This window comes from Curtobacterium flaccumfaciens, from assembly GCF_004361695.1.
GTDB lineage: Bacteria > Actinomycetota > Actinomycetes > Actinomycetales > Microbacteriaceae > Curtobacterium > Curtobacterium flaccumfaciens_B.
This window is the reverse complement of sequence record NZ_SNVW01000004.1, coordinates 338687-354253: the sequence shown is the minus strand read 5'-3', so window position 1 is coordinate 354253 and position 15567 is coordinate 338687. Positions and strand designations below refer to the sequence as shown.

The window sequence follows — 15567 nt, the reverse complement described above, 5'->3', positions numbered from 1 at the left end:
AGGAGCAACAGTGGCTACAACGACACAGGCGCTGCCGGACTCCGGCCTCAAGCGCAACGTCGGCTTCATCGGGCTCATCTGGGCCTCGACGGGGTCGATCATCGGCTCCGGCTGGCTCTTCGGGTCGCAGGAGGCCCTGAAGACCGCCGGACCCGCCGCGATCATCTCGTGGCTCATCGGTGGCGTGGCGATCCTCGTCCTCGCACTCGTGCACGCCGAGCTCGGCGGCATGTTCCCGATCGCGGGCGGCACGGCGCGGTTCCCCCACATCGCCTTCGGCGGGATCGCCGGGGCCTCGTTCGGCTGGTTCTCGTGGCTGCAGTCGGTCACGGTCGCCCCGATCGAGGTCGAGGCGATGATCAAGTACGCGCAGCACTGGCAGTTCGCGCACCCGTGGCTGCACACCACGACGGTCGACGGCGAGACGCAGCAGCTCCTCACCGGCGCCGGCATCGCGGTCGCCGTGCTGCTCATGGCGGTGGTCACGGTGATCAACCTGCTGAGCGTCAAGGTCCTCGCGAACACGAACTCGGCGGCGACGTGGTGGAAGGTCGCCATCCCCCTGCTGGTCATCATCGTGCTGGCGTTCAGCGGCTTCCACGGCTCGAACTTCACCGCCGCCGACGGCTTCATGCCGCAGGGCGCGAAGGGCATCCTCGCGGCCGTGTCGACGTCGGGCATCATCTTCGCCTTCCTCGGGTTCGAGCAGGCGGACCAGCTCGCGGGCGAGGCGAAGAACCCGAAGCGCGACATCCCGCGTGCGGTGATCGGCTCGGTCGTCATCGGCCTCGTGATCTACCTGCTGCTGCAGATCGTCTTCCTCGGCGTGCTGCGCTCCGACGCGATCCAGGGCTCGTGGGCGACGGCCGACTTCACGAAGTACACGGGACCGTTCGCGGACATCGCGATGGCGGCCGGCCTCACCTGGCTGGCGGTGATCATCTTCATCGACGCGATCATCTCGCCCGGGGGCACCGGCCTGATCTACGTGACGGCGACGTCGCGCATCTCCTACGGGCTCAGCCGGAACGGCTACTTCCCGAAGGCGTTCGAGTGGACGACCAAGCAGGGCGTGCCGTGGGTCGGCCTCATCACGGCGTTCGTCGTCGGCTGCGCGTGCTTCGCCCCGTTCCCGTCGTGGCAGGGGCTGGTGAGCCTCATCACGAGCGCGTCGGTCCTCATGTACGCGGGGGCACCGCTGGCACTCGGCGCGTTCCGGAAGCGCATCCCCGAGATCGAGCGTCCGTACCGGATGCCCGCCGCGACCGTCCTGTCCCCGATCGCGTTCATCGTCGCGAACCTCATCATCCTCTGGACCGGGTGGGACACCGACTGGAAGCTCGGCGTCGCGATCCTCATCGGCGCCGTCGTGATCGTCCTGAACAACGTGTTCCGCGGCCGGACGAGTGTGCAGCCGCGCTGGGACTGGAAGGCGGCCCAGTGGCTGCTGCCCTACCTGATCGGCATGGGCCTCATCGTGTTCCTCAGTGACTTCGGGCCGCTGACGCACCCGGTGTTCCCGCTGTGGATCGACATCGTCGTCGTTGCGGTGTTCTCGCTGGTGATCTACTACTGGGCGATCAACTCGGCGTCCCCGCGCGAGGAGATCCTGCGCACCGCCGAGGACGTCCGCGACGTGGAGGAATCAGGAGTGGTCGAACCGGTCCACCACTAGGAGTCGAACCGGTCCACCACGAGTCGAACCGGTCCACCACTAGAAGTCGAACAGGTTCGCCCGGATGCCTCCGGCGCCGTACTCCCGACGGAGGAGCCCACGGCGCCGGAGCACCGGCACGAGGTCCCCGAACATCCGGTACACCTGCGCGGGGTGCAGGTCGCCGGAGAAGATGATGCCGTCGTTGTCGGCGTCCGTGCCGAGCTCCTCGATGAAGTCCGCGAACTCGTCGGCGGTCCCGACGAACCCCTCTCGGGAGGACACCCGCCCCTTGCGGGCCTTGCGCTCCAAGAGCGCGCGCAGCGGGGCGTCCGGGGTGTCGCCGACCAGCCCGCGGATCGTGCCCGCCGAGACGTGGTCGCCGAACGTGCCAGCCGGGATCGGCGCGTCGAGGTCGAGCGCGAGCAGGTCGGTCTCGGAGTCGCTCGACCACGCGATCGCCGCGGTGCGGAGGTCGTCGTCGGACGGGTGCCGGGACGCGTCGACGATCCGGTCGGCCTCGGCCGGCGACGACACGATCTCGGGCTTCAGGACGAACAGGATCCGGAGGTCCGCTGCGGTCCGCCCGGCCGCAGCGGCGGCGTCGACCACGCGAGCGCGGTAGTCGCGCACGGCGGCTGCGGACAGCGGCGCGAGGGCGAGCTGCACGTCCGAGTGCGTCCCCGCGAAGCCGAGCCCCCGCCCCGAGCCGCCGGGGGAGACGACGATCGGATCGGCGTCCATCGGCAGCGCGTTGAGCGGTCCGTCCGCGGTGAAGTACGTGCCCTCGTGGTGGAAGGCCTCGAGCGCGTCACCGTTCGCGAAGTGCCAGTCGTCACGCGAGCCGACGAACCCGTCGGGCCCCCACGAGCCCCACAGTCGACGGAGCAGGGTGATCCACTCCTCGGCGCGGTCGTAGGCCTGGTCGTGCGGCAGCGGCTCGAGGCCGGCGTGCCGTGCGCTGCCGGTGTCGGTCACGACGTTGATGCCGAGGCGCGACCCCGACAGGTGCGCCAGCGTGGCGAACTGCCGGGCCGCGAGGTACGGCGGCGTGATGCCCGCGTTCACGGTGGGCGCGATGCCGATGTGCGACGTCGCCGCGAACAGGTACGGGGCGAGGAGCAGCGGGTCGTGCTTCGGCCCGCCGTACGCCTGCCGGATCCGCAGGTCGAGGGTCGACGGGTTGCCGAGCGAGATCGCGTCCTCGGCGATGACCAGGTCCATCCCGGCCTGTTCGAGTGCCCGGACGGACTGCTGGTACAGGTCCGGCTTCGTCCAGTCGTGCCCCCAGTCCCAGTCCGCACGGCCCCACGCCTGCGGGCCGAACCCACGCGAGAAGAAGTACCCGAAGTGCTGCAGTCCGGCCATCGTCAGAGTTCCTCGGCGATGACGTGGTCCTGCGGGACGGCGTGCGTCAGGGACGCGCGTTCCGTGGCGGGGTCGACCCGCGCCTCCAGGCCGGATCCGTCTGCACGACCGCCGGCGCCGGCGGCACCGCGCACCGCGGCGAACCCGCGCTCCAGGTCGCGGACGAGGTCCGCGACGTCCTCGATGCCGACCGACAGCCGGATGAGGCCGTCGTCGATGCCCTGTTCGGCGCGCTCCTGGGCGGTGCGGCCGGCGTGCGTCGTCGTGGCGGGGTGCAGGATGAGCGACCGGACGTCGCCCAGGTGGGTCATCCGGCTGAAGAGCTGGACCGTGTCGATGAAGGTGCGCGCGGCGGCTTCGCCGCCCGCCAGCGTGAACGCGAAGACGGACCCGGCACCGCGCGGCAGGTAGCGCTGGGCGAGGTCGTGGTACGGACTGGAGGCGAGACCCGCGTGGTCGACGCTCGTCACGTCCGGCTGCTGGTCCAGGAACTCCGCGACGGCCAGCGCGTTCGCGCTGTGGCGTTCCACCCGCAGGCTGAGCGTCTCGATGCCCTGGCGGAGCAGGAAGGCGTTGAACGGCGACGGGGTGGGGCCGATGCGCGAGGCGACGACGTCGCGCGCGAACACGATGTACGCCCGGTTGCCGTAGCGCTCGACGTAGCTCTGCCCGCCGAGGGAACGCTCCGGGCTGGTGAGGTGGGTCCAACGCTCGGGGGAGGCGGACCAGTCGAAGGTGCCGCCGTCGACGACCACGCCGCCGAGGCCCGCACCGTGCCCGGAGAGGAACTTCGACGCCGAGTGCACGACCATGTCGGCACCGTGCTCGACCGGCCGGACGAGGTACGGCGTCGCCAGCGTGTTGTCGACGATGAGGGGGACCCCCGCACGGTGCGCGGTGTCGGCCACACCGGTGATGTCGAGGACGTCGTTCTTCGGGTTCGGGATCGTCTCGGCGAAGAACGCCTTCGTGTTCGGACGGACCAGGCGCGCCCACTCGTCGAGGTCGCGCTGGTCGGCGACGAAGTCGACCTCGATGCCGAGCCGGCCGAGGTTCTGCACGAGCAGGCCGCGCGTGCCCTCGTAGATGCTCCGCGCACTCACCACGTGGTCGCCGGCCTGCAGGACACCGAGGAACGCGATCGTCGCCGCCGCCTGGCCGCTGCCGACCAGGATCGACTCGACACCACGCTCGAGCAGGGCCACCCGGCGTTCCACGTCGGCGTTCGTCGGGTTGCCGAGGCGCGTGTACGTGTAGCCGTCGTCGGTGCCGGCGAAGCGGTCGCGCGCCTGGTCGAAGTCCTCGAACAGGAAGCCCGACGACATGTGGATCGCGGGGACCCTCGCGCCGTGGCCCGCGTCGGGCTCGAACCCGCCGTGCACCTGTTCGGTCGCGAAACCGTGCTCGTCCGCCATGGGACACCTCCTGCCGTCGTCGTCCCGGTACTCTCGCAGGCTTCGCCCCCGCCGCTCCTGATTGCGGCGTCCGGTTACGAGCCGGGCCGATCGGGGTTCGGCGGATCGGGTCCTGCCGATCGGGCGCCGGCCGAGCCGGGCCGATCGGCCCTGGTCGGCGGCGCGTCCTCGGTCGGCGCTCTGCCACCATGGAGGCATGGTGGACGAAGACGCGACCCTGCTCATCCGCGACGTGCGACCGTGGGGAGGGGACCCGGCCGACGTCGTCGTCGCCGGCTCCCGCATCGCCGCCGTCGCCGCTCCCGGCACGGTCCCCGACGGCACCGCGACCGTGGTCGACGGCCGCGGGCGGCTCGCGCTCCCCGGGCTCGTGAACACGCACGCGCACGTCGACAAGAGCTGGTGGGGCCACCCGTGGGAGTCCTACGGCGGCGAGGGCGGCACCGAGGGACGCATCGCCCACGAGCGCGCCCGCCGCGACGCGCTCGGCATCCCCGGCGAGGCCGTCGCCACCCGGGTCCTCCGCGAGTCCCTCCGCACCGGCACCACGCGCGTCCGCACCCACGTGGACGTCGACCTCGGGGTCGGGCTCCGCGGGATCGAGGCCGTCCGGGCCGCCGGCGCCGCACTCGACGACGCGGTCGAGCTGTCGATCGTCGCGTTCCCGCAGGACGGCGTCCTCCGTCGGCCCGGTGTCCTCGACCTGCTGCGGCAGGCGGCGCTCGCCGGTGCGGACCACATCGGCGGGCTCGACCCGTCCCTCATCGACCGCGACCCCGTCGGGCAGCTCGACGGTCTCTTCGCGATCGCCGCTGACACCGGCTGCGGCATCGACGTGCACCTGCACGAGCCCGCCGAGCTCGGTGCGTTCTCGTTCGACCTGGTCCTCGACCGGGTGGAGCGCCTCGGCATCGCGCCCGGGAAGGTGAACATCGCGCACGGCTTCGCGATCGTCGACGTCGACCCCGTCCGGCGCCGTGACCTGCTCGCCCGCATGGCATCGCTCGGCGTCACGATGACGACCGTCGCGCCGGTGCGGCTCAAGCAGCTGCCACTGCACGAGTTCGACGCGGCCGGGGTCCGCTTCGGGTTCGGCACCGACGGCATCCGCGACCTCTGGAGCCCCTACGGCGACGGGGACCTGCTCGGCATCGCGTGGCAGTACGCGCGTGCCGGCGGGGTCGTCCGCGACGAGGACCTCACCCGGGTGGTGCAGATCGCCTCGCGCGACGGCGCCCGGTTCGTGACCGACGAGGAGCACGACATCGTCCCCGGAGCCCGCGCCGACGTCGTGCTCGTCGACGCCGAGAACCCGATGGACGCCCTCGTCCGGCGGGTGCCGCGGTCGCTCGTCGTCGCCGGTGGCCGGGTCTTCGACCCAGCGGAGCTGGCGCAGCACCCCTGGGAGTGACGCAGCACCGCTGGCACGGACCGCAGCACCCCTGGGAGTGACGCAGCACCGCTGGCACGGACCGCAGCACCCCTGGGAGTGACGCGCGGAACGTCCCACGGTGCGCACCGACGGCCTGGAGGCGCGTGGCGGGGCCGCCACGTGCCTCCAGGCCGTCGTCAGTCGCCGGACGCGACCGAGCGGACCACCGCGGCCAGGCGTGCCGAGAAGCCGTCGGGCACGGTGTCGGGCAGCGCGTCGAGCGGGAACCACCGGACGTCGTCGCTCTCGTCGCTGACCGTGGTGGTCGACGCCGGGTCGGCCAGGGCGACGAAGCCGACGTCCCAGTGCGCGGCGCAGGCGAAGCCCCCGTGCAGGTCGTGGCGGTCGAGGTCCACGACGGCGCCGTCGAGAAGCTCGAGGTCCACGATGCCGGACTCCTCGCGGGCTTCGCGGCGGGCGGCGTCGGCGAGGTCGAGGTCGTCGGGCTCGAGGTGGCCGCCGAACTGCACCCAGAAACGGCCCTTGCGGTGGAGGCAGAGGAGCACCTTCCGGAGGTCCGGCGACAGCACGAAGCACGATGCCGTGAGGTGCTCGGGGCCGCCGTCGCGTCTGAGGGCAGCGTCGCCGTGGGCCCGCACGAAGGACTCGAAGCCGTCGCGGTTCGGGGTCGTCGTCGCGGCGAGGGCAGTGGTCACGGCGTCGAGGTGCACAGTGTCATCCTCGCAGGGCTCGTGCGTCGCTCGCCGTACCACGCGTCGTTTGCGACACCGCGCCCGTCGATCGACGCGTGCCATGTCGACTCATGCACGTGCACACGGTGCGGACGCAAGGTTCGACACGATGCCGGTCGATCGACGATCGTGACGTCGAACGGTACACGTGCATCGGGGCGCGCCACCTGCGGGGTGGTGCGACAAGGCCGTTGTCGTACGACAGCGGAGTCGTCGTTCCCGCGCGCCTGCAACTGTTGTGCGCGCCGTGGTGCGACAAGGTCGACGTCGTACGACAGCGGAGTCGTCGTTGCGAGTCGGAACCCGCGACCACCGCAGCAGCAACCGGCTCACACGCCCGCGCGCGGGTCAGAACAGCGCGCGCACGCCCGCCGCGACCGTCGCCCACACCTCGAGGAGTGGGCCGCGCGCGAGCCACACCGCCACGGCGTTGACCGCCACGAACAGCACGAACCAGAGCGTCGCCGGCACGCGCATCTCCGCCGCCGCGATGTGGAAGTCGGTCTGCACGCGGGCACCGGTCAGCAGCCACCGCGCGACCTGCACCACCGAGCGCAGCCCGTCGACCACGAAGAACGCCCCGACGGCGGCGACGACGAGCACCGTGGTGTCCGAGGGACGGAGCGCGACCCAGAGCGCGAGCACGTCGAAGCCGATGACGACCAGGAGCCCGAACCAGTTCCGGACGAACGCGAGCGCCACGAGCCCGACGACGCCGAGCACCACGACGGGCAACCACCGCGACCCGTGCAGCACCCCGGTGACGAGGAGCACCCCGGCCCAGAGCGGTGCGCTGTAGCCGGCGTACAGGTTGAGGACCCGGACGAGCCAGCGGATCCCGCCCGGCACCCGGCCGAGATGCACCCACGCCTCGCCGGACCCGTCCGGGTGCAGCTCGATGCGCTGGATGCGGCCGCCGAACGGCACGACGACGACGGCGTGGCCGACCTCGTGGGCGATGGTCGCGGCGATGCGCGCCACGCGGCCGACGACGGGCACGAACGGCAGGACCGCCCCGACCAGGAGCGCGACGAACACGAGTGACGGGGCGACGAGGGAGGGGGCTGCGGTGGTCAAGGGACCATGATCGCAGCCCCCTCCGGGGAGGAGCCGAGGACGCTCGGGACGCTCAGGGTGCTCAGGAGGTCCAGGACGGCACCAGCGCCACCGCGATCACGACGATCGTCGCGATGATGGCGAGCGCGGTGAGGACGGCGAGGAACACCGTCAACCGGTTCATGCGGATGTGCCTGGCTATTCGACCGTCACCGACTTCGCGAGGTTCCTCGGCTTGTCGACGTCGCAGCCGAGCTGCAGCGCGAGTTCGCGGGCGAGCATCTGCAGGGGGACGACGGCCTCGAGCGGACCCCACGGTGCCGTCGCACGGCCCCAGGCGAGGTCCCCGGCGGCACGTCGACCGAGCGCCGGGATGTCCGACCCCTCGCCGCCGATGGTGATGACGAAGCCGCCGCGGGCCCGGACCTCGGCGATGTTCGCCTGCAGTCGGGGTTCGCCGTGGTCGATGACGACGACCGGCGTGCCCTCGTCGACCAGGGCGAGCGGTCCGTGCTTCAGCTCGCCCGCCGGGTAGGCCTCGGCCCACCGGTAGCTGAGCTCCTTGAGCTTCAGGGCACCCTCGGCGGCGTACGGCAGCCCGGCACCGCGGCCGAGGAACAGGAAGCCGGTGGCCTCCCGGACGCTCGACACCAGGAGCGGGATCCGGTCGGCGGCGATCTCGGCGGCGTGTTCGATGCGGGCCGGCAGGTCGGTGAGCTCGGCCACCAGCGCGGCGGCCCGGTCGGCGTCGATCCGGCCGGACGCGACGAGCGCGGAGATCATCGCGGCGACGCCGACGACCACCTGCGCGGTGAAGGTCTTCGTGGCGGCGACCCCGATCTCGGGGCCGGCGTGGCAGTCGAGCACCGCGTCGGCACGGCGGGCGAGCGACGAGTGCACGTTGTTCGTCAGCGCGAGCACCGGGTGCCGGTCCTCGAACCGGTCGAGCGCACGGAGGACGTCCGCGGTCTCGCCGGACTGGCTGATGGCGACCACCAGGGTGCCCGGGCCGAGCACGACCTGCTCCGCCTCGCTCGCCACGACGATGTCCGTCGGCACGCCGCCGATCCCGCGGAGGGCGGTGGCGATCACCTGACCGGCGTTGAGCGAGGTCCCGCACGCGACGATCGCGAGGCGGTGGAAGCCGGGCAGCCCGAGGCCGACCCACATGCTGCCGTCGGCGGCACGGCGGGCCACGCGGTCGAGGATCGAGGCGACCACGGCGGGCTGCTCCTCGATCTCCTTCGCCATGTGGTCGGGGTGGTCGCCGAGGTCGAGCGCGGCACCGGCGAACGGCGCGGGCGTCGGGAACGGCACCGGCACGGTGACGCCGGCGGACGACCATGTCCACGCCTCGCCGAGCTCGACGACGTCGCCGTCGCGGAGGGCGACGAACGTCTCGCACCACTCGGCGATCGCGCCGATGTCACTGGCGACGAAGTCACCGCGGGCGGACCGGGCCACGACGAGCGGGGAGCGGTCGGCGGCGGCGACCATGCGGCCGTCCCGGGCGTCGAGGACGACGATCGCCCAGGACCCCTCGAGCTGCGCGGTCGCGATCTGCACCGCGAGCATGAGGTCCGGGTCGACGGCGAGGGCCCGCTCGACGAGGTGCGCGATGACCTCGGAGTCGACGTCGGACGCGAACACGTGTCCCTGCCGCTCGAGGTTCGCCCGCAGACGGTCCGCGTTCTCGATGATGCCGTTGTGCACGATGCTGATCCGTCCGGAGCAGTCGGCGTGCGGGTGGGCGTTCGCCTCGCGGACGATGCCGTGGGTGGCCCAGCGCGTGTGGCCGATGCCGGTGCCGGTGAGGGCGTCCCCCGACCGTGCGGCGACGAGCGTCCGGAGGTCACCGACACGCGACACGGACCGGATGGTCTCGGTGCCGCCGGTGGCGGTCCGGACGGCGACCCCCGCGGAGTCGTAGCCGCGGTACTCGAGGCGTTCGAGTCCGTCGAGCAGGTAGGGCGTCGCGTCGTCGGAGACGCGGGCCGCGATGATGCCGCACATCTGGGGTCCCTTCGGGTGGGAGAGCAGCGGGGGTGTTCGGGGAGTTCGGGGGAGTGGTGCGGCACCGACCGCCGTCGGGTCTGCCGTGCGTCCGGGGCCGGCGACCGGGGCCGGCGCCCGTCCTCGGATCAGGCGAGGACGGACGTCGGCTTCCGCGGCCGACGGTTCGGGTACCGGACGGGGTACCACGGGCTGTCCCCGGGGGAGGGGAACGGCGGTCGGTGCAGGAGAAGCCTCACCCGGGGAAGGTGACACGGCAACAGTCGTCGACCGCTCTTGCGGTTCCCCGCGCCCGGGGTGCGATCCGGTGCGGCCGCGTGCGGACTCCCGCAACCACCCGCGCGCGGCCCGTCGGGTGGGTGCGGACGCACGGAAAAACGGACTGGAGGCACGGTGCCAGCTGGCACCGTGCCTCCAGTCCGTCGTGGAGTCGCGTTCAGATCACGTGAGGAGCGCGACCAGGTGCGAGCGCGACCGCGCCCCCACCTTCCGGTAGATCTGCGTCAGCCGCAGCTCCACCGTCCGCTGCGACATGAACAGCGACGAGGCGATCTCGCGGTTGCGGTACCCCTCCGTCACCTTCTGCACGACGGCGCGCTCCTCCGCGGTCAGCGAGGTGAGCACCGTCGACGCGTCCGGCGCACTCCGGGGCGTCCCGGGCATCGACGCGGACAGCACCGGGCCGGAACGGAGCGACGACTGCAGCCCGAAGGACGGCATCGCCGCCGACGCGACCGGAGTGGCGAGCGGACGCCGGAGCCCCGCCGCCTCGTACGCCGCCGCGGCAGCCGCACCGAGACGCGGACGCTCGTTCACGCTCCCGACGGCCGCGAGGGCCGCGAAGGTGCGAGCCCGCTCGAACTGCGAGTCGTGCGGCTGGAACAGCTCCAGCGCACGCCGACGCGCGGTCTCACGGGTCGTGTCGTCGGCCACCAGGGCCAGGCTGCGGGCCAGCACGAGCGCACCCCAGCGGGACGGCCGTGCGTGGTGGTCCGCCGCCAACCGGGCCGCGACGGTCCGGGCGTCGTCGATCCGGTCGAGGCGCGTGTACGCCTCCACCAGGTCGCCGAGGTGCCGGAGCACCGCGGGGTTCCGCAACGACCGGCCGATGGCGTCGGCGGCCTCGAGGGACGCGGCGGCCTCCTCGAGCCGGCCGTCGAGCAGCAGCACCCGCCCACGGAGGGCGTGCAGCTTGGCGGTGGCACCCCACAGGCGGTTCGTGGACCGCTGCGCCAGGCACCGGTCGACGACCTCGAGGGCCTCGGGGGAGCGCCCCTCGGCGAAGTGCCGCCACGCGATCGCGATCGCACGGGACGGCTCACGGAGCCGCTCGACGACCGACGAACCGGCCTCCCACACGTCGATCGCGCGGAGCGCCTGCCGGAAGTTCCCGGAGCGCACCTCGTTCTCGGCGGACAGGTAGCGGGCCGCCTCGGTCCACACCGGCTGCGCCTCCTGGCCCCGTGCGAGGACGAGGGCGAAGACCCGGCGTGCACTGCGGTACCGCTCGGCGATGCTCAGCGCGTGGGCGAGGAGCAGCAGGGCGGGGTCCGACATCGCGACGAGCGTCGTGGTCGACAGTCCTTCGTGCAGGTCCGCGTCGGCCGGCAGGGACCCCTCGACGGCGGCGATCAGCTCGCGTGCCGTCTGGGTGATCTCAACCGTGTGCACCGACGCGGAGCGACGGAGCGGCTCGGCACGGGCGAGGAGGTCCTTCGCCTGGTCGAGCTCCCACGCCTCGGCACGGAAGCAGGCGACCATCGCGAGCAGACCACCCACGGCGTCCGCCTCGGCGGCGTCCGTCGGGTCGACCGGCACGAGGAGCTCGTCCGCGTGCACGGCGTCACCGCTGAGGTACTGCACCGAGTACTCCAGGCGGAGGCGACGGGTCTCGTCGGCCATCGCCCGGAACGGTCGGATCGCGGCGAGGTACCGCGCGGCGAAGCCGAGCAGCCGGTTCGCCAGCAGGGCCTCGGCGACCCCGAGCAGCGCACCGTGCTCGTCCTCGGTGCCCCCGCCGATGTGCAGTGCACGCTCGGTGAGGACGACCGCGGCCTGGGCGTTGCCGTCCACCACGTAGGACCGAGCGGCCCGGAGCAGCGCGACCACGTCCGGGACGTCGTCGACGAAGCTGCGGTGCCAGGCGGCCGCACGCGGATCGCAGTCGGCGCTCGCCGCGGCCATCTCGGTGTGCGCAGCCCGCCGGTCACGTGCCGGCATCCGCCAGTACAGCGCGGAGCGGACGAGGGGATCGCGGACGGAGACGGTCTGCCCCTTGACGGACGTGAGTCCGGCGTTGGCCAGGTCGTCGAGTTCGTCCCGGTCCCACCCGGTGGTCTTCGCCACGGGGACGAGCGCCAGTCGTGCGAGGACGTCCAGATCGCGTCCCGCGACGGTGCCGAGCGCCAGGGCCGCGATGGCCTCGGTGGTCGGCGTGGGGCGGAGCGGCAGCACGAGCGGCTCGGAGCCGTTCAGCTGCTCGCGGCTGAGCACGGCGAGCTGCTCGCGCAGCGCGCCGGGGTTGCCACCGGTCTCCTCGGCGAGGACGGCGAGGACGCCGTCGTTCGCCTCTTCCGGAGCCATGGCACGGGCGAGCACGAGTGCCTCGTCCGCGGGCAGCGGTTCGATCCGGAGCATCGGCAGGGCCGCGAGCGGACCGTTCGACGGCACCGTGCGGACCGTTGCCACGACGCGGAGTGCGGTCCCGGCGAGCCGGCTCGCCAGGAACGCGATGAGCTCTTGGCTCTCCACGTCCATGCGGTCCAGGTCGTCGATGAGCACGAGCGTCGGCGGCAGGGTGAGGGCGTGCACCGCGTCGAGGAAGTCGTGCGCCGCCGCGAGTCCCGGCGTCTGCCGGTCGGCGGGCGCGTTCCCCTGCAGGAGGTGCGCGATGTGGGCCGTCGCCCGGGGGTCGTCGAGTGCGGTGAAGAGCGACGCCACACCGGCCAGGGGCCAGTGCGATTCGCTCCCGTTCACACCGACGCGGACGACGGGGAGGGAGACGCGGTTGGACACCGCGTCGAGGACGCTACTGCGTCCGGAACCAGGGTCGCCGACGACGACCATCGCGGACTCCCGAGGGAGTACGGCGAGGGTCGCGATCCGGTCGACCTCGAGACGGCGACCGGTGAGTCCCATGACTCACCGGCCTCCGGGTCCGGAAGCGGATGCAGCGAAGGAGGAGAGCCGGAACGTGGCGCGGCCGTTGGGCACGCGCAGAGCCGGACGAGAAGCGGCGAGGGTACGCGCGCCAGAACGGTCAGATCGGATTTCGGAATGCGGATGACGAGTGAGGGTGCACTCGGTTCCGCTCGGGAACGATGAAGTCATCGTCTGTATCACCCCTCGGGTTAGGGTCTTCGGACGAAGCACGACCGGTCCTGCTGTTGCCCGGATCTAGGGAATCCGAGACGTCGCTTGACCTGCCGCCTGGGAGCACGATAACTCAGGTTCGGACGCGGATGGCCGGTCTCCGCAATCCGATGTCACCCCCTCCTGACCCCAGTCCGGGGGGCCACGTGCCCCCCTCGGGGGGCGTTCGGGGGTGATCCGGTCATCGGTGGTCGGAGACCGTGGTACAGGAACGGGGTACAGCCCGGTTCGGACCGGTTCGGCCCGTTCCGTGTAGCACGGAACCTGATGTCCAGCGCCGATCCGACCGCCCCGACCGACTCCCGCCCCGACGACCGCACCCGGTGGCGGGCCTTCGCCGTCTGCGTCGCCGTCGCGGCGCTCACCATCCTCGACCTGTCGAAGGTCAACGTCGGGCTGCCGTCGATCGAGCAGTCCCTCGGCGCGACCAGCTCGTCCCTCCAGCTCATCGTCGCGGGGTACGCGCTGGCGTTCGGGCTCGCGCTCGTGCCGGCGGGCCGGCTCGGCGACCTCAAGAGCCGTCGAGCGCTGTTCATCGTCGGGCTCGTCGCGTTCACCACGTCGAGCCTGCTGTGCGCGATCGCCCCGAACATCCAGGTCCTCATCGTCACGCGCATCCTGCAGGGGTTCGCCGCCGGTACCCAGATGCCGCAGGTGATCGGGCTCGTGCAGCAGCTGTTCCGCGGGCCCGAGCGCGGCCGGGCCTTCGGGCTGTTCGGCGCGATGATCGGCATCTCCACCGCGCTCGGCCCCACCATCGGTGGTGGCCTCATCGCGATCGGCGGTGAGGAGTCCGGCTGGCGGCTGCTGTTCTGGATGAACGTGCCGCTCGGCATCGCGGCGCTGGTGTTCGCCCTGAAGCTCCTGCCCCGCGGGTCGCAGGGCCGCCCGAAGGACCGGGAACTCGACATCGTCGGCATCCTGCTGCTCGGAGCGGCGATCATCACCCTGATGCTGCCGTTCGTCCTCACGACCGGCGCCGGCGACTCCCAGGCGCGGTGGTTCTGGCTCGTCGGCTTCGCCGTGTTCGTCGCCGCGTTCGTCCGGTGGGAGAACCGCTACAAGGCGCAGGGCAAGTCGCCGGTCATCCACTTCGAGCTGTTCCGGCTGTCGTCGTACCGCAACGGGCTGTCGATCGTCGCGGTGTACTTCGCCGCGCTGCCGGCCTCGTTCCTCATGGTGACGCTGTACCTGCAGGAGGGCCTCGGGCTCGCGCCGCTGTTCGCCGGCATGGTGAGCATCCCGTTCGCCGCGACCAGTGCCGTCGGCTCCTACATCGGCGGGCGCATCGTCGACCGGGTCGGTCGGGCGCTCGTCGTCGCGGGGCTCGGCTTCGTCGTGATCGGGTTCCTGCTGCTCGTGCTCGCCGCGACGCTCACCCCGCCGGACGTGACGCCGTGGGCCATGGCCGGCGCGTTCCTCGTCGGCGGGCTCGGCGGCGGGTTCGTCGTGTCACCGAACCAGACGCTCACCCTGGCCGAGGTGCCGATCGAGCAGTCCGGTGTCGCGGGGTCGATGCAGCAGCTCGGGCAGCGCGTCGGGACGGCGATCGGGACCGCGGTGGCGACGAGCATCTTCTACGGGATCGTGCGCGGGGAGACGGCGGGGGCCAGCGGGGCCGCTCGCCTGGATGCGTACCACGACGCCTTCCGGAGCGGGACGACGTTCACGGTGTCGCTCATGGCGCTGGCGCTCGTGCTGGCCGTCAGCGACCTGGTCGTGCGGCGGCGGGCCGCGAAGCGGGCGGCGTCGGCGACGGCCTAGCGGCGGATGACCTCGACGACGGCGTCGTGCACCAGACCGTTGGTCGCGAGCGCGCTGCCGTGCCACGGCCCCGGGTCGCCGTCGAGCGACGTGAAGCGGCCACCCGCCTCTTCCACGATGGGCACGAGCGCCGCGATGTCCCACGGCTTGAGGTCGGGCTCGCCGGCGACGTCGAGGACCCCCTCGGCCACCATCATGTACGGCCACATGTCCCCGTACGCCCGGGTCCGCCAGACCTTGCGGGACAGGTCGATCAGCGGCTGCAGCCGGTCGTCGTCGTCCCACTGCTGGATGCTGTTGTAGCTGAGGCTGGCATCGGCGAGGGTGTCGACGCCGGACACCCGGAGCGGTCCGTCGAACGAGTGTGCGCCGAGGCCGTCCGCCGCCCACCAGCGCTTGCCGAGGGCGGGGGCGCTGACCACGCCGAGCACTGGGCGCCCGTCGACGGCGAGGGCGATGAGGGTCGCCCAGACCGGCACCCCGCGCAGGTAGTTCGCGGTGCCGTCGATCGGGTCGACGACCCACTGCCGGTGGCCCTCGCTGACGGCCTCGGCACCGGTGTCGGCCGTGGTCTCCTCGCCGAGGAACGCGTCGTCCGGACGCTCGGCGGCGAGCCGTTCGCGGAGCGCCCGCTCGACGGCCTGGTCGGCGTCGGTCACGTGCGTGCTGTCGGCCTTCCGGGACACGTGCAGGTCGGCCGCCCGGAACCGTTCGAGGCTGATCGCGTCGGCGGTGTCGGCGAGGGAGCGGGCGAAGTCCAGATCGGCACTGAGGTCCACGACGGTCAGCGTACCGGTGACG

The 15567-nt window shown here is 72.3% G+C and carries 10 protein-coding genes; 3 read left to right on the top strand and 7 right to left on the bottom strand.

Annotation, left to right across the window (positions count from 1 at the left end):
- The first annotated feature begins 10 nt into the window (after positions 1-10).
- Positions 11-1675 (top strand): APC family permease, encoded by a 1665-nt coding sequence (locus EDF64_RS08475; RefSeq protein ID WP_208108864.1) that lies wholly within the window; start codon positions 11-13, stop codon positions 1673-1675.
- A gap of 39 nt (positions 1676-1714) precedes the next feature.
- Here the strand turns inward: EDF64_RS08475 and EDF64_RS08470 are convergent, their stop codons facing one another.
- Together EDF64_RS08470 and EDF64_RS08465 are read right to left on the bottom strand one after the other, a co-directional pair.
- Positions 1715-3022 carry an LLM class flavin-dependent oxidoreductase gene (locus EDF64_RS08470; protein WP_133519562.1) on the bottom strand — a complete coding sequence of 436 codons (1308 nt, stop codon included), beginning with the start codon at positions 3020-3022 and terminating at the stop codon, positions 1715-1717.
- 2 nt (positions 3023-3024) lie between these two features.
- Positions 3025-4437: an O-acetylhomoserine aminocarboxypropyltransferase/cysteine synthase family protein gene (locus EDF64_RS08465; RefSeq protein ID WP_243736300.1), complete on the bottom strand. Its 1413-nt coding sequence runs from the start codon at positions 4435-4437 to the stop codon at positions 3025-3027.
- A 196-nt stretch (positions 4438-4633) separates the two neighbouring features.
- Between EDF64_RS08465 and EDF64_RS08460 the strand changes: the two genes are divergently transcribed.
- On the top strand, positions 4634-5848 hold the full coding sequence (locus tag EDF64_RS08460; protein ID WP_133519561.1) for an amidohydrolase family protein: 1215 nt from the start codon (positions 4634-4636) through the stop codon (positions 5846-5848).
- A gap of 158 nt (positions 5849-6006) precedes the next feature.
- On the opposite strand, the gene EDF64_RS08455 is transcribed toward EDF64_RS08460, so the two are convergent.
- The 4 genes from EDF64_RS08455 to EDF64_RS08440 all read right to left on the bottom strand — a co-directional run bounded on the left by EDF64_RS08455 (position 6007) and on the right by EDF64_RS08440 (position 12768).
- Positions 6007-6540, bottom strand: a complete 534-nt coding sequence (locus EDF64_RS08455) for an NUDIX hydrolase (protein ID WP_243736299.1) — start codon at positions 6538-6540, stop codon at positions 6007-6009.
- 369 nt (positions 6541-6909) lie between these two features.
- A complete protein-coding gene (locus EDF64_RS08450) occupies positions 6910-7638 on the bottom strand; it encodes a M50 family metallopeptidase (RefSeq protein ID WP_133519559.1) in 729 nt (242 codons plus the stop codon).
- A gap of 177 nt (positions 7639-7815) precedes the next feature.
- Entirely contained in the window at positions 7816-9630 is a 1815-nt protein-coding gene (gene glmS / locus EDF64_RS08445; RefSeq protein WP_133519558.1) for a glutamine--fructose-6-phosphate transaminase (isomerizing), read from the bottom strand.
- Positions 9631-10071: 441 nt separating this feature from the next.
- Entirely contained in the window at positions 10072-12768 is a 2697-nt protein-coding gene (locus EDF64_RS08440; RefSeq protein WP_133519557.1) for a helix-turn-helix transcriptional regulator, read from the bottom strand.
- Between the two features lie 501 nt (positions 12769-13269).
- Between EDF64_RS08440 and EDF64_RS08435 the strand changes: the two genes are divergently transcribed.
- Positions 13270-14766 (top strand): MFS transporter, encoded by a 1497-nt coding sequence (locus EDF64_RS08435; protein WP_133519556.1) that lies wholly within the window; start codon positions 13270-13272, stop codon positions 14764-14766.
- On the opposite strand, the gene EDF64_RS08430 is transcribed toward EDF64_RS08435, so the two are convergent.
- Positions 14763-15545, bottom strand: a complete 783-nt coding sequence (locus EDF64_RS08430; RefSeq protein WP_133519555.1) for an inositol monophosphatase family protein — start codon at positions 15543-15545, stop codon at positions 14763-14765. The genes EDF64_RS08435 and EDF64_RS08430 overlap by 4 nt on opposite strands.
- Positions 15546-15567 lie beyond the last annotated feature (22 nt).

Coding starts and splice junctions, on each gene's coding strand:
- EDF64_RS08470 (WP_133519562.1), bottom strand. CDS start 3,022: ATGGCCGGACTGCAGCACTTCGGGTACTTCTTCTCGCGTGGGTTCGGC.
- EDF64_RS08440 (WP_133519557.1), bottom strand. CDS start 12,768: ATGGGACTCACCGGTCGCCGTCTCGAGGTCGACCGGATCGCGACCCTC.
- EDF64_RS08460 (WP_133519561.1), top strand. CDS start 4,634: ATGGTGGACGAAGACGCGACCCTGCTCATCCGCGACGTGCGACCGTGG.
- EDF64_RS08435 (WP_133519556.1), top strand. CDS start 13,270: ATGTCCAGCGCCGATCCGACCGCCCCGACCGACTCCCGCCCCGACGAC.
- glmS (WP_133519558.1), bottom strand. CDS start 9,630: ATGTGCGGCATCATCGCGGCCCGCGTCTCCGACGACGCGACGCCCTAC.
- EDF64_RS08465 (WP_243736300.1), bottom strand. CDS start 4,437: ATGGCGGACGAGCACGGTTTCGCGACCGAACAGGTGCACGGCGGGTTC.